General features: G+C 60.5%; 22 protein-coding genes. 14 read left to right on the top strand and 8 right to left on the bottom strand.

The annotated features are described in order from the left end of the window. Window positions 1–267 precede the first annotated feature (267 nt). Genes M2342_RS01480 through M2342_RS01465 form a run of 4 tightly spaced genes read right to left on the bottom strand, consistent with a single transcriptional unit; the run spans window position 268 to window position 4,936 of the window. Window positions 268–1,443 carry a hypothetical protein gene (locus tag M2342_RS01480; RefSeq protein ID WP_264577774.1) on the bottom strand — a complete coding sequence of 392 codons (1,176 nt, stop codon included), beginning with the start codon at window positions 1,441–1,443 and terminating at the stop codon, window positions 268–270. 55 nt (window positions 1,444–1,498) lie between these two features. Next, the gene (locus M2342_RS01475; protein WP_264577773.1) at window positions 1,499–3,643 is read right to left on the bottom strand and encodes a transposase; all 2,145 of its coding nucleotides are present in this window, start codon (window positions 3,641–3,643) and stop codon (window positions 1,499–1,501) included. Window positions 3,644–3,652: 9 nt separating this feature from the next. Next, the gene (locus tag M2342_RS01470; RefSeq protein ID WP_264577772.1) at window positions 3,653–4,546 is read right to left on the bottom strand and encodes a TniB family NTP-binding protein; all 894 of its coding nucleotides are present in this window, start codon (window positions 4,544–4,546) and stop codon (window positions 3,653–3,655) included. Between the two features lie 21 nt (window positions 4,547–4,567). Beyond that, complete coding sequence (locus tag M2342_RS01465; protein ID WP_264577771.1) at window positions 4,568–4,936, bottom strand: hypothetical protein; 369 nt, start codon at window positions 4,934–4,936, stop codon at window positions 4,568–4,570. 463 nt (window positions 4,937–5,399) lie between these two features. On the opposite strand from M2342_RS01465, the gene M2342_RS01460 reads away from it, so the two are divergent. Next, the gene (locus M2342_RS01460; protein ID WP_264577770.1) at window positions 5,400–6,473 is read left to right on the top strand and encodes a glycosyltransferase family 2 protein; all 1,074 of its coding nucleotides are present in this window, start codon (window positions 5,400–5,402) and stop codon (window positions 6,471–6,473) included. A gap of 369 nt (window positions 6,474–6,842) precedes the next feature. Continuing rightward, on the top strand, window positions 6,843–7,061 hold the full coding sequence (locus M2342_RS17065) for an antitoxin Xre/MbcA/ParS toxin-binding domain-containing protein (RefSeq protein ID WP_413715154.1): 219 nt from the start codon (window positions 6,843–6,845) through the stop codon (window positions 7,059–7,061). A 116-nt stretch (window positions 7,062–7,177) separates the two neighbouring features. Here M2342_RS17065 and M2342_RS01455 read toward each other — a convergent pair whose 3' ends face one another. After that, window positions 7,178–8,041, bottom strand: a complete 864-nt coding sequence (locus M2342_RS01455) for an NAD(P)H-binding protein (RefSeq protein WP_264577769.1) — start codon at window positions 8,039–8,041, stop codon at window positions 7,178–7,180. A 36-nt stretch (window positions 8,042–8,077) separates the two neighbouring features. Beyond that, on the bottom strand, window positions 8,078–8,740 hold the full coding sequence (locus tag M2342_RS01450) for an O-methyltransferase (RefSeq protein ID WP_264577768.1): 663 nt from the start codon (window positions 8,738–8,740) through the stop codon (window positions 8,078–8,080). Between the two features lie 174 nt (window positions 8,741–8,914). Between M2342_RS01450 and M2342_RS01445 the strand changes: the two genes are divergently transcribed. Continuing rightward, window positions 8,915–9,469, top strand: coding sequence for a TetR family transcriptional regulator (locus M2342_RS01445; protein ID WP_264577767.1), 555 nt, complete (start codon window positions 8,915–8,917; stop codon window positions 9,467–9,469). A 193-nt stretch (window positions 9,470–9,662) separates the two neighbouring features. Here M2342_RS01445 and M2342_RS01440 read toward each other — a convergent pair whose 3' ends face one another. Beyond that, complete coding sequence (locus M2342_RS01440; RefSeq protein ID WP_264577766.1) at window positions 9,663–10,376, bottom strand: RES family NAD+ phosphorylase; 714 nt, start codon at window positions 10,374–10,376, stop codon at window positions 9,663–9,665. Beyond that, on the bottom strand, window positions 10,373–10,786 hold the full coding sequence (locus M2342_RS01435; RefSeq protein WP_264577765.1) for an MbcA/ParS/Xre antitoxin family protein: 414 nt from the start codon (window positions 10,784–10,786) through the stop codon (window positions 10,373–10,375). Before M2342_RS01435 ends, M2342_RS01440 begins: the two co-directional genes overlap by 4 nt. Before the next feature lie 314 nt (window positions 10,787–11,100). Between M2342_RS01435 and M2342_RS01430 the strand changes: the two genes are divergently transcribed. The 11 genes from M2342_RS01430 (at window position 11,101) to M2342_RS01380 (ending at window position 24,506) form a co-directional block, all read left to right on the top strand. Continuing rightward, on the top strand, window positions 11,101–11,487 hold the full coding sequence (locus M2342_RS01430; RefSeq protein WP_264577764.1) for a hypothetical protein: 387 nt from the start codon (window positions 11,101–11,103) through the stop codon (window positions 11,485–11,487). Between the two features lie 118 nt (window positions 11,488–11,605). Beyond that, window positions 11,606–12,358: an NYN domain-containing protein gene (locus tag M2342_RS01425; protein ID WP_264577763.1), complete on the top strand. Its 753-nt coding sequence runs from the start codon at window positions 11,606–11,608 to the stop codon at window positions 12,356–12,358. A 159-nt stretch (window positions 12,359–12,517) separates the two neighbouring features. Continuing rightward, on the top strand, window positions 12,518–13,123 hold the full coding sequence (locus M2342_RS01420) for a BRCT domain-containing protein (RefSeq protein WP_264577762.1): 606 nt from the start codon (window positions 12,518–12,520) through the stop codon (window positions 13,121–13,123). A gap of 114 nt (window positions 13,124–13,237) precedes the next feature. After that, window positions 13,238–17,992: a DUF3320 domain-containing protein gene (locus tag M2342_RS01415; RefSeq protein WP_264577761.1), complete on the top strand. Its 4,755-nt coding sequence runs from the start codon at window positions 13,238–13,240 to the stop codon at window positions 17,990–17,992. Between the two features lie 308 nt (window positions 17,993–18,300). Continuing rightward, window positions 18,301–19,419, top strand: a complete 1,119-nt coding sequence (locus M2342_RS01410) for a helix-turn-helix transcriptional regulator (protein ID WP_264577760.1) — start codon at window positions 18,301–18,303, stop codon at window positions 19,417–19,419. 240 nt (window positions 19,420–19,659) lie between these two features. Next, complete coding sequence (locus M2342_RS01405) at window positions 19,660–20,928, top strand: hypothetical protein (protein WP_264576803.1); 1,269 nt, start codon at window positions 19,660–19,662, stop codon at window positions 20,926–20,928. Window positions 20,929–20,995: 67 nt separating this feature from the next. Next, window positions 20,996–21,343: a hypothetical protein gene (locus M2342_RS01400; protein ID WP_264577759.1), complete on the top strand. Its 348-nt coding sequence runs from the start codon at window positions 20,996–20,998 to the stop codon at window positions 21,341–21,343. An 8-nt stretch (window positions 21,344–21,351) separates the two neighbouring features. Further along, window positions 21,352–22,038, top strand: a complete 687-nt coding sequence (locus M2342_RS01395; protein WP_264577758.1) for a C39 family peptidase — start codon at window positions 21,352–21,354, stop codon at window positions 22,036–22,038. 2 nt (window positions 22,039–22,040) lie between these two features. Further along, window positions 22,041–22,781 (top strand): hypothetical protein, encoded by a 741-nt coding sequence (locus M2342_RS01390; RefSeq protein WP_181558609.1) that lies wholly within the window; start codon window positions 22,041–22,043, stop codon window positions 22,779–22,781. Window positions 22,782–22,830: 49 nt separating this feature from the next. Then, window positions 22,831–24,138 carry a transporter gene (locus M2342_RS01385; RefSeq protein WP_264577757.1) on the top strand — a complete coding sequence of 436 codons (1,308 nt, stop codon included), beginning with the start codon at window positions 22,831–22,833 and terminating at the stop codon, window positions 24,136–24,138. Further along, entirely contained in the window at window positions 24,135–24,506 is a 372-nt protein-coding gene (locus M2342_RS01380; RefSeq protein ID WP_264577756.1) for a CBS domain-containing protein, read from the top strand. Before M2342_RS01385 ends, M2342_RS01380 begins: the two co-directional genes overlap by 4 nt. The last annotated feature ends 191 nt before the right edge of the window (window positions 24,507–24,697 follow it).

Genomic DNA, 24,697 nt, shown 5'->3' with positions numbered 1-24,697 from the left:
GCATGTACGAAATGTTAGAAGGGGTGCATGGGCGAAGCGCAAACATGCGTGAGTTAGTCTCCGCGAAGATCGCTCCGCGATGCCGGTCGGCGATGGACGCGACGGGTGGTACTATTTCGGCCGGATCCCCGGATTTGACGGAATGACCGCTGCCGATCTGGTCATCGCGGGACGGGAGCGCGACGTAAATGAGTATCTGGATTCAGTCGAGGCTGGAGTGTTTGCCTGACTGACAAAGGGGCATGTCCTGTCGCAGTTCCTACAGACCTAGTTGAGTTCAGGTACTCGAACATGCGAAATTATCTGGCCTGACAGAACGGGATCTACCCTATTCGCATAGTCGAGCGCCCAGTTTTCCCAGGCAACTAGCTCCTCACGATCAATGTCGGCGTTGCCCGCGACGGCGGCAGCCTTGACCCTCGCAACCAGGTTCCGAATTTCTTCGGCTTGAGTTAGGAGCTGCCCGCTCATTTTTAGGTCTGCAAGGCGTCGAGCCTCAAGCTCAGCGATTCGCTGCTGCCGACGCTCTTCCGCCCATTTCCGTTCCCGCTCCTCCTGTTCGATTGCTTCGACCAAACTCTGACGGAAGGAGGCTTCGCCCGCGACTATGATGTCGGTTGCGATCACCGCCAGTTTGGCCTCCAACTTACCGGCCTCGTCATCCTGCCAAGCTGTTTGCAACTCCGTCCGGAATTCTCTCGCGAGGGACATGCCTAGCGGCGTTGAGGCCGGCAAATCGCGCGCTGGCCGCTGATACCCTGCGATAGTCTCGGTGCGATGCTTTCCTACTGTGGTGATGGATAGACCCAGCGCCATGTGCCCAATGATGCAACGAGCCGCCAACCGGCCATTATCCTCCCGCACTTCAGCCGAATGCCCCCTGCTCGCGAGCGCAAGGAAAAGGCCATTGAGCAGCCGAAGTTGCCGCTGCCCCAGAGGATTGTCGAACCTAGGTTGGTCCCAATGCCACTGACTGCCCTGCGATTTCTGCCGTCTCGCATTCTCGCGCTTCAACAATTGGGCAAGACCTACGTGCGGCCTGTCCAGATCGCGCGGCACGGCAATGCGTCCAATGGCTTTAAGCTCCCGAGCATGCAGTTCCTCGAGCCTCTCAGGAACAGCGTCGGATACAAAGGGGCCGCGGACGGCAATGGGCGGTGTTTCTTCAATCAAGCCCCGAAAGCGATGGTCGAGACCGATCCGCCCGGTTTCACCTGGCCGCCTGGCTGGCGATCTCGGCGGAGCTGGCACCGGCTTTCCTGCTGCTACCTTGTTCCAATACCCCTGTGGAGGCGTCACGACCCCATGGCCTCGAAGGAGCTTCTTCAACCCAACGTCTGAAAGTTGGACCTTCGCCGCCAAGTCGCGCATCGGTGCCGACCACGCGAACGCAATCAGAGCGTCGCGCGATACGTAGATGTCACTTCCATAATGCCAATTCATGCTTTCCTCCTGGCGGGATAATGTTTCGGGCGGAAATCAGGGTTTTGCTGCGTCATCAAACCAACACCGGTGAGAGCTCGCACGACTGGTTCCGCTGCAACTCTCGCTCGAGGATCCTGGTGACTTGCTCGAGTGCTCCACAGCGCTTCAACTGACGGTAACGAGCATAGCTCGCCTCGGCGCAGCCATAGCGCTTCGGCAAATCTTTCCAGCAGCGACCGGTTGCTGAAATCCAGATCGCAGCGTTCGTCACCGTGCGATCACAGATGCCATGGCTGCTTCGCCGCTGACGGGGTATCCAGCCCCGAACGAGATCCCATTCACGAGCGGACAGGTCACCACGGCCGCGCTTGACCTGCTTTAGGGTCAGTCGCATCGCCGAACGACGCCACAAACCCAGGGGGATTTGCGCTCCCAAGCAGGCGCGAACCTCTTTGCGGCTCGCAAAGCCCGGAAAGACCTGTTGCAACTTCTGCTGGTGCAGCCACGTGACGGCCCTTCGCTCTTGGAAGCCAAGCCGCGCATTGATCTCGTCCAAGCTAATCAACTGCCGTGAGACCGCCTGCACGCTGGACAGCACAATACCACCCTCCTGAAGGTCGAGTGCGCTCCGGGCGATGAGCGTCTGCACTGCAGCAGCGCTACAGTTGAGTATCTCCTGAGCGGTGACGTACGACACGCACCTATCTGCCCCGTCGAACCTGCTCCTGTAGCGATCCAGATGGTGGAGGATCATTGGGCTCACGTGGAGTTGGCTGATGTCGACAGTACCATGGGTATTCATCGGCGCCCGAAGACCAGATCTCATCTGGAACACCCACGTGAAGAAGGCGGGATAAGGCTTCGGGCGGCCGCCGACGGCGGCAAACGCTTTCGAAAGTGGTATCCAATCATCGTCGTCATAGCCGAGAGGCGTGGTAACTGCCCGCACTTGCTCGATGAAAGTTTCCGCGATCGACCTCGCCAGCACTGGCCGATCATAAAGTGCGTCGATCGCCGCATTCCGCCTGTGCTGCAGATGCCCGCCTTGGATGAGTTGGTCGACGGCATGGTGAGAAAAGCCGGTCGCTTGCACAAATTCTTGTACTGGCATGCGATCCGAGAGGCTCTTTCGCGCAATGTCGACGGACGGATAAGTCAGGAGCGTGCGATGGGCGCGTCCATGGGTAACGGACTTGCTCTCGATTACGCCGGCACGACGCAAGGTGACGACGTCGATCGGCGCAAGACCGATCTGCTTGGCTGCTTCGCGAACGGTCATGCCGCCTGCTTTCCGTGCGGCGGAGGCCAGTTCTGCTTTCGTGCCGAGTTGGCGCCCGCGATCTCGCGCCAAATCGTAGATGAGAAGTGATCTGGCGGCGCGCAGCGTATTGGGCAATTGCGCATGGCGGCGCAGCCGGCTCGACAGAGAGTGGCGGCTGCCGCTATCGGCGACATCGGCATCAAGTGCTGCGATAATACCGTTCGGCCAATCCATGATCATGTTCATCGCAGAGGCAATCGCCCCGAGCTGTGAGCCCGCGGTATCGGCAATCCCAAGCACAAGTTCGAAAACCTCGCCCAAGACAAGACCGCACAGTTTCTCTGGCAAACGGCTCATGATCGCCTGTCGGCGATCTGCGAGCGGATGCACAAGATCAGCCCAACGGCCGAGAGCGTCACGGAGATCGGCGGGCACTTCCTCGGTTTCATGGTCGCGCTGATCTGCGCCGCAGCGATGGCAATGCGAGACATGCTCGAGATCCACCCATGTCAGATGCTTGCCGCAGGCAAGGCACCGATCGGTGAGCAGCGTCCAGGTTTCAGGGCAGAAAATGATAGGCTGGATCAAAGAGTGCGCCCGGACATGATTGCTTGCGCGCATCGCGGCCGGCGAAAGGCGCCGCCTGCCTGCCAGCAGATGGCTCCGCCGCAGCACCGCGCCGTGAAAATCGATGAACGGGATGTCCCTTTGGGCTGATCTTACGGTCGGATAGGTCCGTTCGGCGATCTGGACCGGATCTCGCGACAGGAGATGCGCCAAGCGGTCACTTTCGTCGCGGGAGATGAAGGCTGTCCGCTCGAGACTCAGCGGACAGCCCGCAAGTTCGAGCAGGCTGCCTGGATGTGCGAAATAAGTGGTCGCACAATCGCTGACAAAGCCGCTCAATGCCTCACCGGCATGAAGCCCGCGGAACCGCATCGGGAGCGTGCTGACCATGTCATGACCTCAGGCAGTTAACGGATTGGACTTGCAGAACCCTTGCGGGATCGCCCAGCAGTCGATGGCTGCAGCGATGTCTTCGGCCGAGATCTTGCGCGCATTCCGGCTAAGCGCGATCTGCAGAGCTTCCCGGACGATGTTGCAGGCAGTGCCAAGCGTTCCCTCGCTGGCCATACAGAGCGCAGAGGGGATTTGCCCGGCGCCGAGATTGGATCTGGCATTCATGATGCCGGTGTCGACTATGTGTTGGTCGAGGCGATCCAGGAAAACCGAGGCGTATCCGGTGTCATCTGAGTTCGCATAATCGAGAGGCGGTAACTGCAGCGGGACACGCATTCGATTGCGCAACTGGGGGTTTCTCTTGAACAGGGCATCGGCGCTCAGATCGCCGCTGAGCACGATCGGGGCGATACCGGCATTGAGCAGACGCTTGATGGCTTCTGTCACTCGCCAGGCAACACGGGCGGTCTCATGGGAGATGAGGTGTTGGATCTCGTCGAAGATGATGAGCGTGACGCCGGATTGGGCCAGCAACGCACACACTCGGGAAAAGCGCTGGGCCTCATTTCGCCCTTTTCCACCGAGCCCGTCGCCCAAGGCCACAAGCATCTGCTCCCAGAGCTGGTTCGGCGTCGTTGAGGAGGCGAGTTCGAGGTAAAAGATGGGCACAGTGCCTCGCTCGGCCTCTGCGTTTGTGCGGCTAACCATGCTCTTCAGGATGGTCGACTTGCCCGTGAAGCTCTTACACAGGAATTGAACGGCCTTTTGGGGTTGTCCGGCCGTCGCCATGCCGACAGCGCGCATCTGCTCGATGACGCGATGGACGGCATCCTCTCGCGGGTTGTCGATATGGATGAGATCGAACCGTGCGGTTCGGGCGGCGATTTCATTGCTGTTCATTATGTGTCTCCCGTCTCGGGCTCAGCGCCAATTGGCCTGGGCCTCGGTGCGCATGGTGTCGGTGACGGCGACCAGCGGCGCGGCCTCTGCATTTTTAGCGGCGTCGGTCTTGGTTCCGGCGGCGGCGGCCTTGCGCTTGGAAGCGTTGCACTTGCGTGCGGTCTTACCGCGCTGGGGTGAATGCTGGGGGCGCCCGTCATCGCCACGCTCGCCCGCCGCCACTGTTTTGGGAATCACATCATATTCGGCGCCGATATCTTCATCGACCGCGAGGTTTCCCCCCTCGAGAGTCTTGTCCATCTGGAACGTATCGTGCAGCTTTTTGCGAGCGCGCTTGGCCTTCAGACCAATTTCCGGACACGCCTCTTCGATGCTGCGAGTGAGCGCCATGCGCAGGGCACGGCGATCAGCCGGCGATCTAAAATCGTCTCCGCGCACCTTTGCGGGGCCAGAAGCCGGCCGCGCGCGTCATTGTCGGCCCACGCGGCGGCGACCTGCGCCGCTGGGCGAGGCGGCACGGCCTCTTCACCAGTATCGATTCCGAAGGCTTCGCGGCGATCTCGCGAGATCCGGCGACCGCACGCAGGGTGATCGACCTCGACCGCCGGCCGGGCCGGCACACGCTCGCGCTCGGCACAATGCTCGGCTACCCGCCCTGCTGCAGCCGCGCCGCCGCTCGCGTCGGGGACGAGGGCATAGACCGGCGGCACGCGGCCATGGCGACGCGACGGTTCCACGGCCGCTTCCGCGCAATCGACCCCAGCGGATACGCCGACGGTAGCTCACGGATCTCCCACGTCCCCTGCTCTCACAGCTGCCTGCCGTCATTGAGGTTGGCCCTGCTTTCGCAGGTATGCTGACCTATGTGGTCATGCCGTGCCTCGACGAGGCCGACCTTATCGAAGGCGCGATCGCGTCGCTGGGTTTTATTACCGGCGCTGCGCCGCCGGACGCCCACTTCATCGCGGTCGACAACGGCTCATCGGATGGCACTCTCGACATCCTCGCGCGACTCCGCGACCGTGATCCTTCGCGAATCTATCTCTTCCACGAGCGCGAACGGGGCTTCGTGCCCCCTCGCCGCCGGGGCGTGGCTGCGGCTTCCGAGCTGGCAGGCAAGGCTGGGGCAGACCCGACCGCCGTGCTCGTCCTGCAGGCTGACGCCGACACAATCTACAAGGCCGGCTACGTAGCGGCGATGCAAGCCGCGGTCGACCGCGGCGTGATGCTCGAGGGCGCGACGCGCCGGCCACCCGACTTCGAGGCCGTACATCCGAGCTACGTGGCGGCGGAGCGCCTCGTCGACAACAAGGTCGAGCCCCTTCAGGCCAAGGATGAGGACGAGGTCGTCGTCGACGACAAGGTCTGCGGCTTCCTCCTCGCGGATTATCTCCTTTGGGGCGGGCTATTCGAGGAGATCGCGCCGTCGGGCGACCGGATCCACGCCGAGACGACGCGAATGTTCATACGCGCCAAACTGCGCCATTCGGCTCGGAAGATTCGCGTCAATCCAGCCGGCGCCGCTTCGTCGCGGCGGCGTGTCGCAGAAGATCCCTGGTTGCACTACGCCACGGTGGGGTTCCCGAGGGAGGCGTCGTGGCTGCGGAGCCGCGGTCATTGGGCGCAGACGACAACCTCGGACATCGACGCCTTCGCCGAGCGCGTCCTGCGCGGGGGCGAACCCGAGGCGGTGCGTCTACGACGCGCGCATCAGCTGGCGCTTTTCAGATACCTGCCCGCGCTCGTCGACAGCCTAGGGCCGCGATCCAATGATCTGGAGCTGCTGGACGACGTTATGGCTGTGCTCGCGGCTTTGCCGCTTAGATCCGCCGATGAAGTTGCGACGAGCCCATCCCTCGCGCTGATGGACGTTCTCTCCCTGATAGACGTGCAACCGGGCCTTCTAGCTGGCGCACCCCCGACCTGAAGCCGGCCGAAAACCTCGGAGGTCCCTGCTCTTGTCTTCCGACAATCGCGCTCCGCAGGATGCCCGCCTTCTGAACAAAAGTCCTCTCATCAAGGTCGCTATCAAGAAGCGGGCAGTCCGCCTTCCACCCACCGTGCCGAACCGGTCTCCGGCAAGCTTCAGGGTTAAAGTGCGCGCGTCTTTTGCAGAGCCGAGCAATGAGCTATGTCGTTCTTTGGCAGGTCCGGAGGTTGCACACGTGGAGAAATTTGCCTTTTCGGACGAGCAGTGGCTCGACGTAAGTGAGATCGCGAGGGTCTTGCTCACTACGAGAGCAGACATAGCTAAAACCGCTGGCGTTTCGACAAGTGCGCTCCGCCGCCGAAGTGGATCTGGTGCCTCCGTCGTCAGACAAGGTTTCGCGAGCTGATCGATGTTCTGGACAAGGTAGGCCCCCGTTTTGGTTCCCTCCTGATTGCATATGCATGGATTCGCTCTGTCCCATTGCCTGGCTTCAGCGGCGCTACGGCTATGTCGCTAATTCAAGAGGGTCGTGCGGACGACGTGCTCGAATACATTGATGGCGTGGACGCCGGCGTGTTTGCGTGATCATGCCGGTAACCGCCCTGGAGTCAGGCATTTCATGGCCAGATGCTCGCCTCCAAAGCGGACGCCCCTTCAGCCAACCTCTCACATCAGTCGAACGGCGCCAGTCGCACCTCAGTCTAAAAAATCGCTTCACAGAACGTCCTGAAGCTTGTCTGCCCGCTCGTCTCGGGCGAGCGTCGGGCGACATTGTCGATGCCCTCATCCTTGGCGCGATACATGTCGACATAGCCCTGCGCGAAGGATTCGCTCGCGCCACGATCGAGGAATTGCTGCCTGAACTGGTCGAACGATATCTGCTGGTAGCGCACCGGCCGACCGATCACTTCGGAGAGGATCACCGCCTGATCATCGAACGACAGATCCTCCGGGCCGAGCACAGGTAGGTCAGACTGGCCGGTCCAGTCCCGATCGGTGAGCAGCCGAGCAGCGGCCGTCGCCATATCGCGGGTCGCGGTGAAGGGGAGCTTGCAGTCGGGCCGGATCGGCCCGAAGAACAGGCCCTTCTCGCGGATGACGGCGGCCTGACGGAGCGTATTCTCCATGAAGGAAGGTATCGCCAGGCCGCGATAGGCGGCCCCGCTCGCCATCAGCAGATCGTCCATCCGGAGCGAGGTCGTGACGAGACCGGCGCGATCCTGCCAGGGCGTGCCGCGTCCCAGCGCTGTGATCGCGACCACGCGCGGGACGGCGTGGCGGCGGATCGCCTCCGCAGCCGGTCGGGTGAAGTCGAGATAGGCCTGCTCCTGCGTTTTCGTCACGTCCGGCGGGACGAGCCAGAACAGGGCGTCTGTCCCGTCGAACGCGCGATCGACGATGGCGGGGTCACCATGCGATCCCTCGAGTAGCTCGACACGGTCGCGAACGCCCTCGGGCAGCTTGCCGGCATCACGGACAATGAGGCGGAGAGGCGCGCCAGCGTCCAGCAGCATGCCGACGAGCTTGCTACCGATCTGGCTGGTCGGTGCAGTGATGACGATCATCTTGAATCTCCATCTGTCCGAATAGGGTCCGGTCGCTCAGAGCCGGATCGACAGCTCGACGTCGTCGGTGAATGGCAGGGTGATGTAGCCATTCTCGGTCGCGCTGACATGGGCGAGATAGTCCGGGCAATAATCGGCATTGTCGGCCAAGATTACCGCGCCGGGGCGTAGCCGGCCCTCGACCAGCATTAGAATGTCGCCATAGAGCGCTTTGGCGCCGTCGAGCAGGAGCAGGTCGATGGTCTCGGGCAGGTCGCTTGCCAGCGTCTCCAGCGCATCGCCCTCGCGAACCTCGACGAGGTCGGACAGGCCGCCTGCGGCGATGTTCGCTTTGGCCGCCGCCACTTTGGATGGTTCGAACTCGCTGGTGATGAGCCGTCCGCGCCCATTGTCTCGCAGCGCCGCCGCCAGATGCAGCGTTGAGAGACCGAAGGACGTGCCGAACTCGACGATAGTCTCTGCCCGCATGGCGCGCGCCAGCATATATAGCAGTCGGCCGGCATCGCGCGACACCGGCAGCGCATAGTCCTTGAGCTCAGCATAAAAGGAGCGATAGTCCGTCTTGCTACGCATCAGCCGCTGTTGCTCATCCTTCGACATCGCAGCGAAGGCCGGGTGTGCAAGCGGTGAATGGGCGTCGGCCTCTGCGAAGAGGCGATCGAGCAGTGGCGCCACCGGGGCGCTGACGAGCGTGGTCATGATAGGTCTCCGATGATCGAGCGACTTGGATGTTGCTCGACCGGGAAAATACGAATAATTCGTCGCCTTTCCTATTCGCATTGATCGGATGCCTTGGTGCCGAGTCACGAAACTGCCAGCGTTTCCTCGAGAAAACAGCCGAAACAGGCCCGCTCGAACGACCTTGTTTCAGCGGTGCTGGATGCTGCTGTTCAGGTTTTGACGGCCGAAGGCGCGCAGCGATTCACCACGGCCCGCGTCGCCGAGCGCGCCGGTGTCAGCGTCGGGTCGCTCTACCAATATTTCCCCAACAAGGCGTCGATCCTCTTCCGCCTCCAGAGCGACGAGTGGCGCCGCACGTCCGATCTGCTACGCTGCATCCTAGCCGACAGAAACAAGCCTCCGATGGTCCGGGTGCGCACGCTCGTCCACGCCTTTCTGCGGTCCGAGTGCGAGGAGGCGCCGGTCCGCGGCGCGCTCCACGACGCGGCTCCGCTCTATCGCGACGCCCCGGAAGCGATTGAATTCCGCGCCGCCTCGGCGGACATTGTCGACGATTTCATGCGCGAAGTGCTCCCGGATGCGACCGAGGAAGGGCGCCAGCGCACCGGCGACCTCATCAAGACGACACTCAGCGGGGTAGGCAGCAGCTTTTCCTCAACGCCACGAAGCGAAGCCGAGATTATCGACTATGCGGATGCGCTCGCCGACATGTTCTGCGCTTATCTGGAGCGGCTAGCGAAGCAATAGCGGTATCGCGATGCGGGCGCTTCCGAGGCTACTACCGCCAACATAGCAGTGATCCGAGTGTCCAAATGCGAACTCCGAAAGCTGCCGGTCGGTCACGCCATCCCGCAAGCCAATCATATGCGCCGATCCAACCTAAGTGAGATATAGCTGAGGGCGTCACCCTCTGCGGATATGTCATTCAGAATGCAGCCGCTCACAGCGTAATCTGAAAGACGTTGCCGGTCGCTGGCTCTCGGTAGAAATCGACGCGAGATCCATTCCAATGATAGTCGAAATGCCGACCTTGGACAGGGTTGGCAGCGCGATCGGGGTAGAAGAGCGCAACACAGCCGCCGCCAGCCTGTCTCCGGCTCGGATAGACGAGACCATCTGAGCCGGCCGCTCGAAGCTCAGCGCCCAGCTTCTGGCTCTCACAATAATCGTCCGGATTCAGTGCATCGGTATAGAGCACCTCATCGCGCAGATCGTGCGCAATGACATCGACGTCGAGGACGATCTCGCGAAACTGGGATGTCCATCCTGGCGGCTCAGCCGTCCTGGCCATGAAGCGCTGATGGTGATGGATCGTTTCAGAGAGAGCGGTTTCGAAACTGTCGGCAACATAGAGGGCGCCGAAGTGCCCTGCCGTAAATCGGCTTGGTCGATCGAGACTGAAGTGCGTGAACGGCGCCATGAGATAGCTTGCGCCGGGACCACCGACGCGACGCTGGGGAGGGGTGAGATCGAGCACCCCGATCGTCTCCATCAATCGAGGATTGGTCTTCTGCTCCGCGGAAATCAGAAGCGGCCAGTCCGCCGGATCGGCGATGTCCTCGAACAGATCGATCGGCGGATAGGCGCTTCGAATGATGCGACGGGCGCTTGCCCATTCGACATGGGCCTGCGCGATCGCATTGCGGTCAATCACCAACTGCCGCGCTCGGCATCCAGATAACGCCGCACGCGCATCAGATCCGTCAGTTCACCGCCCATCATGATATCAAGCGCCGAGCGTCCATTGAAGGCCTCGTTGGAAGACTTGATCCAGCGATAGCCGCGAGCGGGGTCGCTAAAGATGATCCGCAGCGCCTTGTGGATCCCCACCAAGTTGGAAAGCCGGGCCTTTCCGTCGCGATCGATCCTACCCAAATCGCCGGCCTTCCAGCGCCGGTAGGTCCGGAGTGGCAGATCGACAAGGACCGAGGCTTGTTCGTCCGTCAGATCCCACAGCCCAAATAACCTCGTCACCGCACGAAACATAGCGGCGGCTTCTTCGTCGGTGACTGGCTCCGGTCGAAATGGCTGAGGCTCGGTATTGATCAGTGTCACAAGCGCCATGGTCACCTCCGATTACATAATGGCATTATATATATACTCCAATGCCAAATGGCAACATGAAAGAGGGATCAGAATGCGTTAGCTGTCGTTCCTACCTAACATTCGATACCAAACGCCGCGCTTAACCGTCGCTGCGCCTCGCGGGATCAACGATCTTGAAGAACGGCATGGTTGTAGCCGCCCTGAAGCCGGACGTTCGGGTTCACTATCGAGCTTCCTAAAAGCGGCCATTCAATCGCCGAGTTGCAAGAAGCCGAACGCCGTAGCGCTTGGGCCGATAGAGCGGTATCGTTGCCCTTATGACAGAAGTTAGGGTGACGGTCCGCGTTGCTTCGGTGGATTGCTGGAGTTGCGGTGCAGAGTTCAAGATCGTACCGTCGATTAAACTCGTGCGGGGCGACTTGAAGCTCGAGTGCTGTGTTTCCGATTTCACTGACTATCTGGATTTGATCGGCGAGATCCAGGCGAACCTTCCGGCAGATGCGGATATCGGGCAGCTTAAATCGCGTTACAGTCAGACGTGGGGGCGCTCTTATATCAGCAATGGGTGCCATCACTGCGATGCGCTTTACGGTCAGCACTACGAAATCCACGCAAGATACAGCGAAGAGGATGTCGCCTCTTTCGAGGGTGCGGCACGTGACCAATGGCAGGCAGTGGTCGAGGCGCTAGAAGCCTCTGAAGATGGGCATTTGATCTGAAGGTGGATTAGATCTGCGCGGACTTTAGACATCTGCAGGCTACCATCCACTCACAGGGATTCTCTTGAAGAAGCCAAGCGACGTGGCGTCCTAAGTTGAGTTCGGGCATAAAGCTGGGATGGCTACTGAACCTCGCTCTCCGCGATTGGCTGTCCTTATCGACGCCGACAACGCCTCTTCGAAGATCGCCCAGGGTCTTTTCGAGGAGATCGCCAAGATCGGCGAGGCGAGCGTCCGTCGCATCTACGGCGATTTCTCCGGCACCCGGCTCAAGAGCTGGGCGGAGATTCTGTCCACGCACGCTATCATGCCGCACCAGAACTTCGCCTACACTGCGGGCAAGAACGCTTCCGACATCGCGCTGGTAATTGACGCGATGGATCTCCTGCATAGCGGCAGGTTCGACGGCTTTTGCCTAGTGTCGTCAGACAGCGATTTCACGCGCTTGGCGGCGCGCATCCGCGAGCAGGGGGTGGATGTCTACGGCTTCGGCGAACAGAAGACCCCGGAGAGCTTCCGCCAAGCATGCCGCCGCTTCATCTATACCGAGAATCTCCTCTCGGGAGCGCCCGCGCCGGACGAGCCGGACAAGCCCGATGCGCACCCTTCCTCGCTGACGCGGCCTGCCGCGGAAGCGGCGCAATTGATCTGGACAGCCATGGCGCAGCTCGACGATGAAGACGGCTGGGTGGCGCTGGGCGGCGTGGGGCAACGCCTGGCCGTTCTCAACTCAGACTTCGACCCTCGCACCTACGGGTTCGCCAAGCTGGGCGATCTCGTCGAAAAGACCGGCGCGTTCGAGATCGATCGCGCGCGCGGACGCGGCGTCTATATCCGACTGAAACCTAAACGCGGTTCATCGCGAAAATAGTCGCGCTTCGCCAAAATTCAGTCATTCCGTTGACTCCACACCTCCCCAACACCGGTCGTCCGTTCAGCTGTCGAGAGGCGGCCGCTTCCGTCGATCAAGCAGGGCGACTTGATCGTTATTCCAAAGTAAGGAACGTTAGTTTCGGGCGGAGGGGCGCTTATGGACGAACAGACGTTGAATCATTTGAATAGCGATAGGCTACAGTCGAGGCAGGTCGACGAATTGATCGGTTTAGCGCGAGGTCTGATCGCGGACGGCTCGATTAATTCCGCTGAAGTGCACTTTCTTGAAAAATGGTTGGTGGCTAATCTCTCAGTCAGCCAGCAACCCCTCATTGCCACCTTGTACGATCGGGTAAGGGCGATCCTAACTGACGGTGTTGCCGACCCGGAGGAGTGCAACGACCTGTTCTCCGCGTTGAGCGCGTTTACCGCAGGCGATGCTGAACTGGGCGAAGCTTCCAAAGCAACGTCTCTTCCACTCTGTTACCCTGCGCCCAGCGTTAGCTTTGAAGGCATGACGTATTGCTTCACAGGCACATTCAATTTTGGACAAAGGAAGCATTGCGAAGAAGCGGTGATATTGAGGGGTGGGACGGGAGGGAGCCTCACGAAGGCAACCAACTATCTTGTGATCGGCGCCTATGCCACCGAGTCCTGGAAGCATTCGTCGTTTGGAAATAAGATCCTCAAAGCGGTCGATATGCGAAGTGCAGGCGTTCCCATTTCGATTATCGCTGAGGAGCATTGGTCCGCGCATCTCTAATTATTTCTATGCAAGTCTGTTTCGTTTGGTGATGGACGACTCATGAAAGCAACGCTCGCTCATCTTGGCCAAAGCTTCAGATCGTAGTAGCCCTCGCCCAAGGGGGATTCTGAAATGGCCGATATCGAAGCTACAGTTTCGATCCGTGATCGTCTGCTAAAGGAGCGCCATGCGCTGCTTGATCTGTCAACGCGCAATAGACTGCTCAACACACCGCTTCGCACACGTAACAATCGCGCGATCGAAATCGTCGATGAGAAAGCCGAAGAGGTTTTCCGACTGCTGACGTCGAACAAGGCGTTCACCTTCCTCCCCGGGATCGCGCTCTCCGATGAGGAACGGGCCCAGCTGGACCCCGAGGATGATGTCACCGGCGGAATTCCGCAGCCAGAAGGTGATGAACTGGACGACCGGGGTGTCGCCTTTCGTCACGCTGACACGAAGCTTCAAACAAGACTCACGTCCGAAGGATTGCAGAAGCGTCTCTTCGACATTTGGTACGATGCGCAGACCCTAGAGCAGGAGCAGGGAGTCAACATCCTGTATCTGGCGATCGGTCTTCTCCGCTGGTTTGACAATGAAAACTCCGACATCGCGCGTCATGCCCCCATCGTTCTCATGCCCGTGCAACTTGAACGAAGCAGTGCTGCGGATCGATTCAAGCTCAAATGGCGCGATGAACCGCCTTCGCCAAATCTGACTTTGCAGGCCAAGATGAAGGCCGAGTTTGGTCTTGTGATTGAAGACTTCGGCAATGAAGACGAGGTCGATCTAACCGGCTACTGCGCTAAAATCGCAGAAACGGTGGCAAACCAACCCCGGTGGGAGGTTCTCCCAAATGCCATGGTGCTAGGTTTCTTTTCGTTCTCCAAGTTCCTCATGTATCGCGACCTCGATCCCGACAACTGGCCGCAAGAAGCCGGCATCGACCAGAGTGAAATGATCACCTCGCTGCTGCGCGATGGTTTTCCAGAGAGCGCAGCCATCGTCGGTGACGGCGCCCATATCGATGAAGCCATTCCGCCGCACGAACTCCACCACGTCGTCGACGCTGACAGTTCGCAAACCGTGGCCATTGCCGAAGCTGCCGGCGGCCGCTCGATCGTCGTCAAGGGGCCGCCGGGTACCGGCAAATCCCAGACCATCACCAACATCATTGCCTCGGCTGTTGCGCGAGGAAAGCGCGTTCTCTTTGTTGCCGAAAAGATGGCAGCGTTGGAGGTCGTCCATCGCCGGCTGAAGAATGTTGGTCTTGGCCCCCTCACTCTAGAGCTGCATTCCAACAAGGCAAACAAACGGACACTGCTTGAAGAGCTCAAGCGCACGCGTGACGCGCAGCTTCGGCCAATGCGCAGCGACCTCACGATCGTCGAAAAGCTTGGCGAAACGCGCGAAGCGCTTAACGGCTTTGCCGTGCGTCTTCATTCGCCGCTGTCACCCAGTGGTCTTACACCCCAGGCAATTCTTGGAAGACTTGCGACCGCTCAGGAGTCGGGTGCGCCGACGGGATATACCTTGCAGAGCGCCGAGAAATGGGACCGCGAGACATACCGCAAAACCTATGTTCTGGCACAAGAGGTCGCTGAACGCGCTCAGGCGCTGGGCGATGTCGCCGGCCATATCTGGCGCGGAGCCTCTTGCGATCCATTGGACCCTGTTCAACGCGACGAGCTTTCAAAACGGGTGGACAAAACGCGCGAGCTACTCAGCTTGCTGCGGTCGCAAGCAGAAGTAGCCAGCAGGGAATTGGGTGCGCCAATACCGGAGACGATCAGCGACTTGAGCGCATCACTAGCGACGCTCGCGGTCGTGCCTGCACCCCGAAATTGTGATCTGACCACCATGGGTCATACAATGTGGGATCATGATGCAACGGCGTTGTCTGCGCTCGTTGAGGCTGGAAGGGCTCATTCAGCAGCCTGGTCGCAGGCAGAGGGCACCTTCAACGATGCGGGCCTCGCAGCAGACTACAATGCTGTTCGCACCGCTATCGTCGTGAAAGGTGGGAGTCTCTTTCGCTTTCTTGATGGAAACTATCGCGCGCAGATCGCTCTCCTAAGGTCTTATCTCAAATTGCCGCTTCCCAAGCCGCAATCCGAACGCTTGGAAACAGTCGATCAGATGATGGGCGCGCAGACCGCAAAGTCCCGGTTCGAAGCGGCCAGCAGCAAAGCAGATGCCTTTGGGACAGCCTGGAGGAGCGAAGCCTCCAACTGGGACGAGCTTGAGGCCATCGTTGACTGGCGCGTGAAGAACGCGGACGTTCCACGAGCAACATGGGAGAGACTTGCTCAGGCTGACCTGAACGCGATTGAAGTGGCCGGCCGGGTGCTTGCAGACAAGCTGCCCGAGTTTCAGTCCTTGCTGGCTGCGCTATTCGAGGATCTCAAACTGGACCTCCAACTGGCCTTCGGCCGGGATGAGCAAGCGGCTATCTCGCTCATCGAGCTTTCGGATCGTCTCGACCAGTGGCAGAAAGATGGCGAGGGATTGAGCAGCTACATCGCTTTTGCCAGCCGCGCCCGCGCGCTTGATAATACCGGGGCAAATTCGCTTGTCGACGGACTGAACCATGGAGCGCTCGATTATCGGACGCTCTGCCCCGCCTTCGAGCGGGCCTATTCCGAGATACTTCGAGCTGCGCTGTTCGATAATTGGCCTGAGCTGCGAGCATTCGATGGCGCAGCTCACAACAAGCTTGTAGATTTCTTCCGGCAGCTGGATCGCGCGCGGATCGGGCTCGCGCAAGAACAAATCGTCTCGGCCCATGCCGAAGGACGTCCAAGGGGAGCTGCCGGCATCGGCCCTTTGGGCGTGTTGAACGCAGAGATTGCGCGCAAGCGCGGCCATTTCCCTATACGACTCCTGCTCGAGAGAGCAGGGCCGGCCATTCAACAGCTTAAGCCAGTCTTCATGATGAGCCCGCTTTCGGTGGCCCAGTTCCTCAAGCCCGGCGTAATGCATTTCGATATACTGGTCATGGACGAGGCCAGCCAGATCGAGCCGGTCGACGCCCTAGGATCGATCGCGAGGGCAGACCAGATCGTCGTGGTCGGGGATGAAAAGCAGCTTCCTCCGACGGCCTTCTTCAAGAAGCTGGTAGGAGAGGAAGATGCCGAGGACGCCGACGATGGCATCACCATCCAGGCCAAAGACGCCGAGAGTGTGCTCGAGCTTTGCCTTGCCAAGGGTTTGCCGTCTCGAATGCTCAGCTGGCATTACCGGTCCAAACATCAATCGCTGATCGCCGTCTCGAACAGAGAATTCTACGAAAATCGGCTTTTCATCGTGCCTAGTCCCTACGACGCAGTGGCGGGCATGGGGCTCAAGTTTAATCTGCTCAAAGATGCCCCGTATGACAGGGGCGGCACACGCACCAATCCTAGTGAAGCGAAGATCGTCGCGCAGGCCGTCATTCGCCATGCACGCGAACATCCCGAACAATCTCTCGGCGTCGCCACATTCTCGGTCGCCCAACGGCAAGCAGTTTTGAAGGAACTCGAACTGCTCCGGCGGGCCAATCCCGACGTTGAGGAGTTCTTCGCCGGCGGCTCGACTGAGCCCTTCTTCGTCAAGAATCTGGAAAACATCCAGGGAGACGAGCGCGACATCATCTTCATTTCCGTGGGCTGCGGGAAAACTGAGCAAGGCTATCTCGCCCATAATTTCGGGCCGCTCAGCGGCGAAGGTGGCGAGCGCCGGCTCAACGTCCTGATCTCTCGGGCCAAGCTGCGCTGCGAAGTGTTCTGCAATTTCACGGGCGCCGACATCGATCTGGAACGAACCAAGAGCCGGGGCGTGGCTGCGCTGAAGTTGTTCCTGACCTTTGCGGAGACGGGCCACTTCGGTTTGGGCGAGGTGTCCGGCGAGGACTTCGATAGCGAGTTCGAAATTCAAGTCTGTGAGCGTCTCCAGGCGCTCGGCTATGATGTAAAGAGGCAGATCGGCGCTTCTGGTTTTCGGGTCGATCTGGCAATTGGCGATCCCGATAAGCCCGGCCGGTTCGTACTAGGCGTCGAATGTGACGGTGCCCAGTATCATTCGTCGCGATCGGCTAGAGATCGCGACCGGCTCCGCCAGCAAGTGCTGGAGGCCCACGGTTGGATCATTCACCGCGTTTGGAGCGCGGACTGGTATCTGCGGCCTCAGGCCGAACTCAAGAAAATCGAAGAGGCCATTGCGGCAGCACGCGCCGAATGGGCGGCTCGTGACGAAGAGGGCTTCAAAAGCCAACAGGCTGTCCCACTATCGTTCGACGCAAAGATCGTCGATGATACGGACGTCCTGACGGCCATTGTGAGCAGCGCAGCTCAAAACCCTTCGGTTTCCCTGGCTTACGTCGAGGCGAACTTTCCAGTGAACACGGCTTTCGAGCTGCACGAAGCGCCCCTCGGGCTCCTGGCTGAGTATGTTTCGAAGATCGTGGAGATTGAGGGGCCAATCCATTTCGATGAGATTGTCGCACGTCTGCGCTCACTTTGGGGGTTGGCACGAGCAGGCTCTCGGATCCGGCAGGTGATCGAAAGCGCGGTCGTCGTCGCAAAGTCGCGAGCGTCCCTTGATGGAGGACCATTCTACCTAGCGCCTGGTCAGGAGACCGTTGTTCGCGATCGGTCAATTGTGAGCTCCAACTCCCTACGGAAGCCCGAAATGCTCCCGCCAGCCGAAATCGAACTGGCGGCGATGCAGATTGTCACCGCAAATTTTGGTGCCGGCGTCGATGATCTTGTCCTGGCGATATCGCGAGCGTTCGGATTCTCTGCGACCAGTGCACAGCTGCGGGAGATCATCGTCCGACGGGTGGATGAATTGGTCGCTGTGGGACGCCTGGTACAGCAAGCGGGACTGTTGGTTATCCCTCGACCATAGGTGGTGGCTCTAAGGTCCTCTGATAGGCTGCTCAAGACTGTAGACGCCAATTTAGCAAACATTTAGCGTACAAATGCTGGAGTTCAGAAGCGGCCGTTCATTAATAACGTAAATGTCGTTTCGCCAGAATTGTAGCGTCCCCATTACCGGATGGTCGGCTATTGATGGGCATTGCCGGCATGAAATCCTCAAATTTCAGATATGTACCAAATCGGGGCAGTCTCAATCCCGCGATAGCGGAGCCAAATCAGCCCCCCACGCATTGTGGTTAACGCGCATGCCATACAATGGTGGGTTGAGGGGGAGGAATGGTCACGATATCGAAGACCGAGGTGGCCGCAGACCGCATATTTGCAGAGCCGGACGGTGGGCGCCCGATCGATCAGGACGGACAATCTGACCGGGTTGCAGATGATCTGGACTGGATACTGAGCAAGTTCGCCGGTCGCGTCTTTGCGGACGAGGCGGTTCTTTCCCTTCATCGAGACGATAACAGCCCAGAGCTGCTTGCGCGAGTGAGCCCCAACCGCGCCTTGCTCTCCGATCCGCACTTGGCGGTTGCGATCGCCTGCCAGGATACCGACGCGCTTCATTATACCGGCCAAGGTGCGCGTGTTGCTTGGCACGAACTGACGCAGGTCGAGGAAGCGAAGCGTGCGATGACCTTGGCCGTGGCACAACATGGTGGGCTGCGCCTGATCCTCACGGCGCTTTACCGTCATGCCAACATGGTCCAGCGGCTCGCCGCCGAGCAGATGGCCAAGAAGCTGCAGCCCGTGCTGGCGGGCTATTTTCGTCTCTGGCTGCATGCGCGAAGCCAGCAGCGGGCCTTGATCGCCTATAAGTCGGCGCTCGACCTGAGCGACGTGGCGATTATAATTCTTGACGGCCATGGAGCGGTGATCGGCGAGAATGCCGTCGCCACGCTGATGTTCCAGAAGCGGGATGTGGTGCACAAGTCGCGCTATTCCCTTGTTGCCGTCAATCGCGGCGAAACCACAAAGCTGCACGCAGCCATGGACCATGCGTCGCACGATGGCGAAGCGGTGCTGATCAGCCTGAGCCGGAAGAATTATCGCCGGCCTCTTATGGCCCTTTTATCGCCGACATTCACGCCCCCGGAAATTTCCGCGGATCCCTCTTTCGTTCTGTGCATTTATGATTCGGACACGGACGTGACCCTGGCGCTCCAGCGCTGTTGCGACGCCTATCGGCTCACCAAGACCGAGGGTCAGCTGGTCCAACATCTGGTTTGCGGCCTCGCGCTGAGTGATGCTGCGGCCAAGATGAAAATAGCGGAAGCAACCGCCCGAAGTTATTTGAAACAAATCTTCGGAAAAACGGCCACAAACCGGCAATCTGATCTTATCAGAGTGATGTTATCGAGTATTGCCCGAACATCATTGGGTCATTTCTCGACGCTCTGATTTACATCCAGATTCCCCTATAACTATTGTTAGGCTTTCGCTCGTCTTCACAATTATCACATTCACCCCCAAATGAGGGTTACTCATACAGCGCTATGAGGGGGGAAGAGATAGTTTGGTGGGGGTGAAGGTTAATTCGCCGTTAACCTATTCAGGGTGGGTCTCCGCGGAGGCGGAGTCGATGCGTCGATCGGGGAAAGCCCCGAGGGCGGCGTGGGAACCCTGAAAGGACGACAATCGATGAAAACTCTACTGATCACGGCCTCGGCCGCCGCGCTTATCGCGGCATCGCCCGCGCTGGCGCAGGACGGCAACACCGTCAGCGATAGCGGCAACAACAGCTGGATGGCCGAATCCACCACCACCACCAGCGACAGCGGCAACAGCGCCTGGACCGCAAACACGTCCACAAATGTGGCCACCAACACTGATAACAGCGTTGCCGACAGTGGTAACGATATGTCGAACAACTCGGTCAACACCGCCGACAGCGGCAACACGATGACGTCCGACAGCGGCAATTCTGCCTGGACGGCCAACACCACCACGAACACGGACAACAGCGTGGCGGACAGCGGCAATAGCGCCACCACAACCACCACCAGCGACAGCGGCAATTCGGCTTGGACCTCCAATGCCACCACCAACACCGACAACAGCGTCGATGTGGCGGACAGCGGCAACGACATGTCGAATAACTCGGTGAACACCGCCGACAGCGGCAACACCACAACCACGACGAGCGACAGCGGCAACTCGGCCTGGACGTCCAACGCCACGACCAACACCGACAATAGCGTCGATATTGCCGACAGTGGCAATGACATGTCTGACAACAGCCTCACTGTTTCCGACAGCGGCAATGATATGTCGAACAACTCCGTGAACACCGCTGACAGCGGCAACACCAGCACGAGCGACAGCGGCAACAGCGCCTGGACGTCGAACACCACCACGAACACGTCCACGGACAATAGCGTCGCCGATAGCGGCAACGACATGTCCAATAATTCGGTGAACACGGCCGACAGCGGCAATGACTCGTCCACGCATGACATGTCGGACAACAGCTCCGCTTCGGGCGCGCAGGTTGCGGCCAACAACGGCGGCACGGCAACCGACAGCCGCGACATGTCCTCTCAGGATGACAGCTCGACCAACACCGTTGCCAGCAACAACAGCTGGGAAGACAATTCGGACAATTCCGATCACAGCTGGGCCTTCAGCGGCGGTGATACCGCAGCCGGTTCCGCCAAGTCGGATTCCGTCTTCGGTGACAGCGCCCTGGTCGCCAGCGCCAACCTCTCAAGCTATGTCACGGGCGTGAGCGTCAGCTTCGACGGTCGTGGCGGCGAGTCCCCGGTGGCCGACAACAGCATCCGCACGGGTGGCAGCGCATTCCAGAACTTTGCTGGCATGCAGGCGGTCAACCAGAACACCGGCGTTGGCGCATCGCAGAACGCGTCGGTGAGCGTGGCGGTCTCCGCGGGCGACATCACGCTTCGCTAAGCCTCTCCAACTGGCCGGCGATCTCCACCGCCGGCCAGTCTTTTTACATCATAAAGGGAGAGGATGCATGAACCGATTTCTATTCCGCCGGGCATGGCTTGTGACCTTGTCGGGCAGTTTTGCCCCGGCTGCCCTTGCGCAACCGCCATTTGAGGGCGCGGCGCCGCCCGTCGACGTCGCCACGCTCGAGCAGGTGACAGGCCGCGCGGATCTCAACCAGATCGCCCAGTCCGAGCATGTTGCCGCCGTATCGGACAGCAGCGTGAGCGGCAATTCCGTGACCGGGGCGGTGGCCATCGATGGGAACGCATTCCAGAACCTTTCCGGCCTCTCGATCATCAATGCCAATTCCGGCAACAACGTCGCGATCAATGCTTCGATGAACGTCAACATCGCCCTGCTGCCCGCACAATAATGGCGCGCATGCTCCTTGCCGCACTCATGCTGCTCTCCGGCTGCAGTGCGCAGGTGAGCGGAGGGCCGACGTTCCAGCTCGGAGCGCCGGGTCTCGGCGATGTCACGCCGCCTGTCACGTCGTTCGAGGACCGGCGTTTTTTGACGGTCGTTCGGCAGCAATTTGATTTCAGTTGCGGTTCGGCTGCGCTCGCCACGTTGCTGACTTATCATTATCGCCGGAGCAGGGCGGAAGCCGACGTGTTCAACGGCATGTGGCGCGTGGGAGACCGCGCGCAGATTACCCGGCTCGGCTTTTCCTTGCTCGACATGAAGCGCTATCTTGCCAATGCCGGCCTCAGCGCGGACGGATACAAGGTCTCGCTCGATCAGGTCGCTGCGGCAGGCGTGCCCGGCATCGCGTTGATCGAGGCGAACGGCTACCGCCATTTCGTCGTGGTCAAAGGCATCAGCGCGGAGGAGCTGCTGATCGGAGATCCGGCGCTCGGTCTGCGCACCATGTCGCGACCCGCGTTCCAGCGCGCTTGGAACGGCATTTATTTCGTGATCGGCGAGGACACTGCGGTGGGGCGCAGCGCCTTTAATGGGGATCGGCAGTGGGGGGCCTTCTCCCGCGCACCGGTCGGCGCCGCATTCGTTCAGCCGCTCAGCCAGCAAGCACTGGCTTTGACTGCGCCCTTCATGAGGGACTTCTAGCCATGAACCGCAATCTCATCTCGGCCGTTGCAGCAGTTGTCCTCTGCAACCCCGTCTTCGCGCAACCGCCGGTCGAGGGACACGAGCCGGTTCCGGAGGATGTTCTTGCCGAAAGCCGCGGCAAATTCCTCCTCCCCAACGGTGTGGAAGTCGCCATGGCCGTACAGACCGATACGAGCGTCGACGGGCAATTGCTCCTGCGCAGTGTCTTCACCGTCGATCAGGGCGCGCCGCGCCTTGCCATCTACGCGCCACAAGCCACGAGGCAGCCCGATGCGCCAGGCACCAGCGGCCCCTCGCAACACGCGGGCAACCCGGGTGATGTCTGGGTCAGTTTCGACCGCGAGAGCGGTGTCTCGCTCGTCGAGCGGAGCTATCGTCCGAGCGTCGGCGCCGTCACCGTGAGTACGGGCGAGCAGGCGGAGATCGGCCTCAGCCCCGATGGATCGACACCACTCCCGCTGGGCCCGGGCGATCGCGCGCAAACCCAGAACGGCACGGTCGGGCTCGATCGGCTAGGCAGCGGTTTCAAGGTGACCTTGTCGCAGCAGGATCTGGAGGTCACCCACGTGTTTGGGCAGGCCTTGGGCAGTGTGCTCCTCAACAGCGGTAACAACCGTGCGATCGAGACCAGCACGACGATCAACCTCGATCTGATGAACGCCACGCCCGCGACCGTCGGCTCGGCCATGCCGAGGATCGACAGCATGGCGCTTGACGCGACGCGGGATCTTATTCGTTGAAGGAAGGACACAAATGACCAGAATAGGTCGGCTCCTGGGGGGAGTGGCAATGCTTGGCGGCGTCCTGGCCGCATCACCGGCATGGGCCCAGCCAACGGGCACCGCGCTGCCACAGTCGAGCAATGCCAGCCCCGAACTGAAGCAGGCGCTCAGCCTCATCGCCCGGCAGCAACAGCAGTTGGAAGCGCAGGAGGCGCGCATTCGCGCGCTGGAGCAGCGCCTTGCCATGGATGCGCAATCAAGTGGTGCAACGGCGACGCCATCGGCAGCAAATCCGCCGCAAACTGTCCAGTCCGCCAGCAACGCTGCCCCGCCGCCGCGCGCGCCCAATGGTGCGCCCCAGACCCCGGCTGGCCCCGTGGGGGAAGCGCCACCGGATATCGATCGCCCGCCCGAGGTCGCGGTGCTGGGAGAGCAAGGCAGCGTCGTGACCCGGCGCGGTCAGCTCACCGCCGAGCTTCAGCTCGATTATGCGCGGGCCGACCGCAACCGTGCGCTTTTCCGCGGCATCGAAGTGGTGGAGTCCGTGCTCGTTGGCGTGTTCGACATCAACGAGAGCCGGCAGGACGTGCTCACGGCATCCGCCGGCCTGCGTTATGGGCTCCTCGGCAATGTCGAGATCGGCGCCCGTCTTCCGTTCGTCTATCGCAATGACAAGTCGGTGCTGGCCCCGATTCAGGGCACGACGGGCGATCCCGATGCGGCGACCATCGATAGCAGCACCAGCGGCCGGGGGATTGGCGACCTCGAGCTGTCGGCGCGCTATCAGCTGAGCTCCGCGCGCGGCGGCTGGCCATTCCTGATCGGCAATCTGCAGGTTGTGGTGCCTACCGGCACCGACCCCTTCGACATCTCCCGGGATACGCTGGGCCGCGCGACCCGTGCGGCCACGGGGTCCGGCTTTTGGGGCGTGACGCCGAGCCTGACCGCAATTCTGCCCAGTGACCCCGCCGTCCTGTTTGGCTCCATTGGCTACACCCGCAATTTCGGTCACGGGGTCGATACGGTCATCCCGCCGGTGCGTATCACCTATGTGAAGCCGGGAGACGCGATCTCCGTCAGCATGGGGATCGGCGTGTCATTGAACCAGCGCACCTCCTTCAACCTGGGTTATGCGCACAGCTGGTCCTTCGGCACGCGCACCACGCAGCGCCTGCTGATGCCCACGATGGACTGGGGCGACCCGCAGGTGCAGACAGCGCGCGATCTCCAGATCGGCCGCTTGCTGTTCGGCGTAAGCTACCGCGCGACGGACCGCACGACGCTGAACTGGTCGGTCGAGGTGGGGGCGACCGAAGACGCCACCGATCTGCGCACGGTGCTGCGCATCCCGTTCGTGTTGTCTAGGGGCAGGTGACGCCGCGGAACGTAGTTGGCGAGACGATCGCATTTTTCGGGAGCACGGCCAGGCACCGCAGCTATCCAGTGATAGATGAAGAAGGGCGGTTGCTCGGTCTGGTATCGAGATCCGACGCGCTGCGCTGGCAAGTTGAAAGCGCACCGGGAGACGTGGCTTTGTCTGATGTCGTTTCGGATGCGTCACAGCCCTTTACAACCGCGCAGGCACCGGTTGGTGTGGTGGCCGATCTCATGGTCGCGACGGGCGTCGGGCGTGTTCCGATCATCGACCCGATCACCAGCAAGGTGATCGGTATTCTATCGCGACACGATTTGTTGAAGGCGCGACGGATCGGAAATGAGGCGGAACGCACCCGTGGCCGTTAAAATGACTTAGCACTGATCGAACGTCCGCTGTCGGGATGCACAGATCCGAAGCCAAAGTCTCGAATTGGGTCGGGTCTCGCAGGGCGGGCTGAACGTCCCGAATGACTGCTATTGGCTGGAGCAGTCGTTCAAGTAGGCCGACCCCAACGACCGGCTTTGATCGACTGTCGCAGGAAGCGAACGCGGATCGT

Source organism: Sphingobium sp. B8D3A (genome assembly GCF_025961995.1).
In the GTDB taxonomy this organism is placed as follows: Bacteria; Pseudomonadota; Alphaproteobacteria; order Sphingomonadales; family Sphingomonadaceae; genus Sphingobium.
This window is presented reverse-complemented; position numbering and strand designations above follow the sequence as displayed.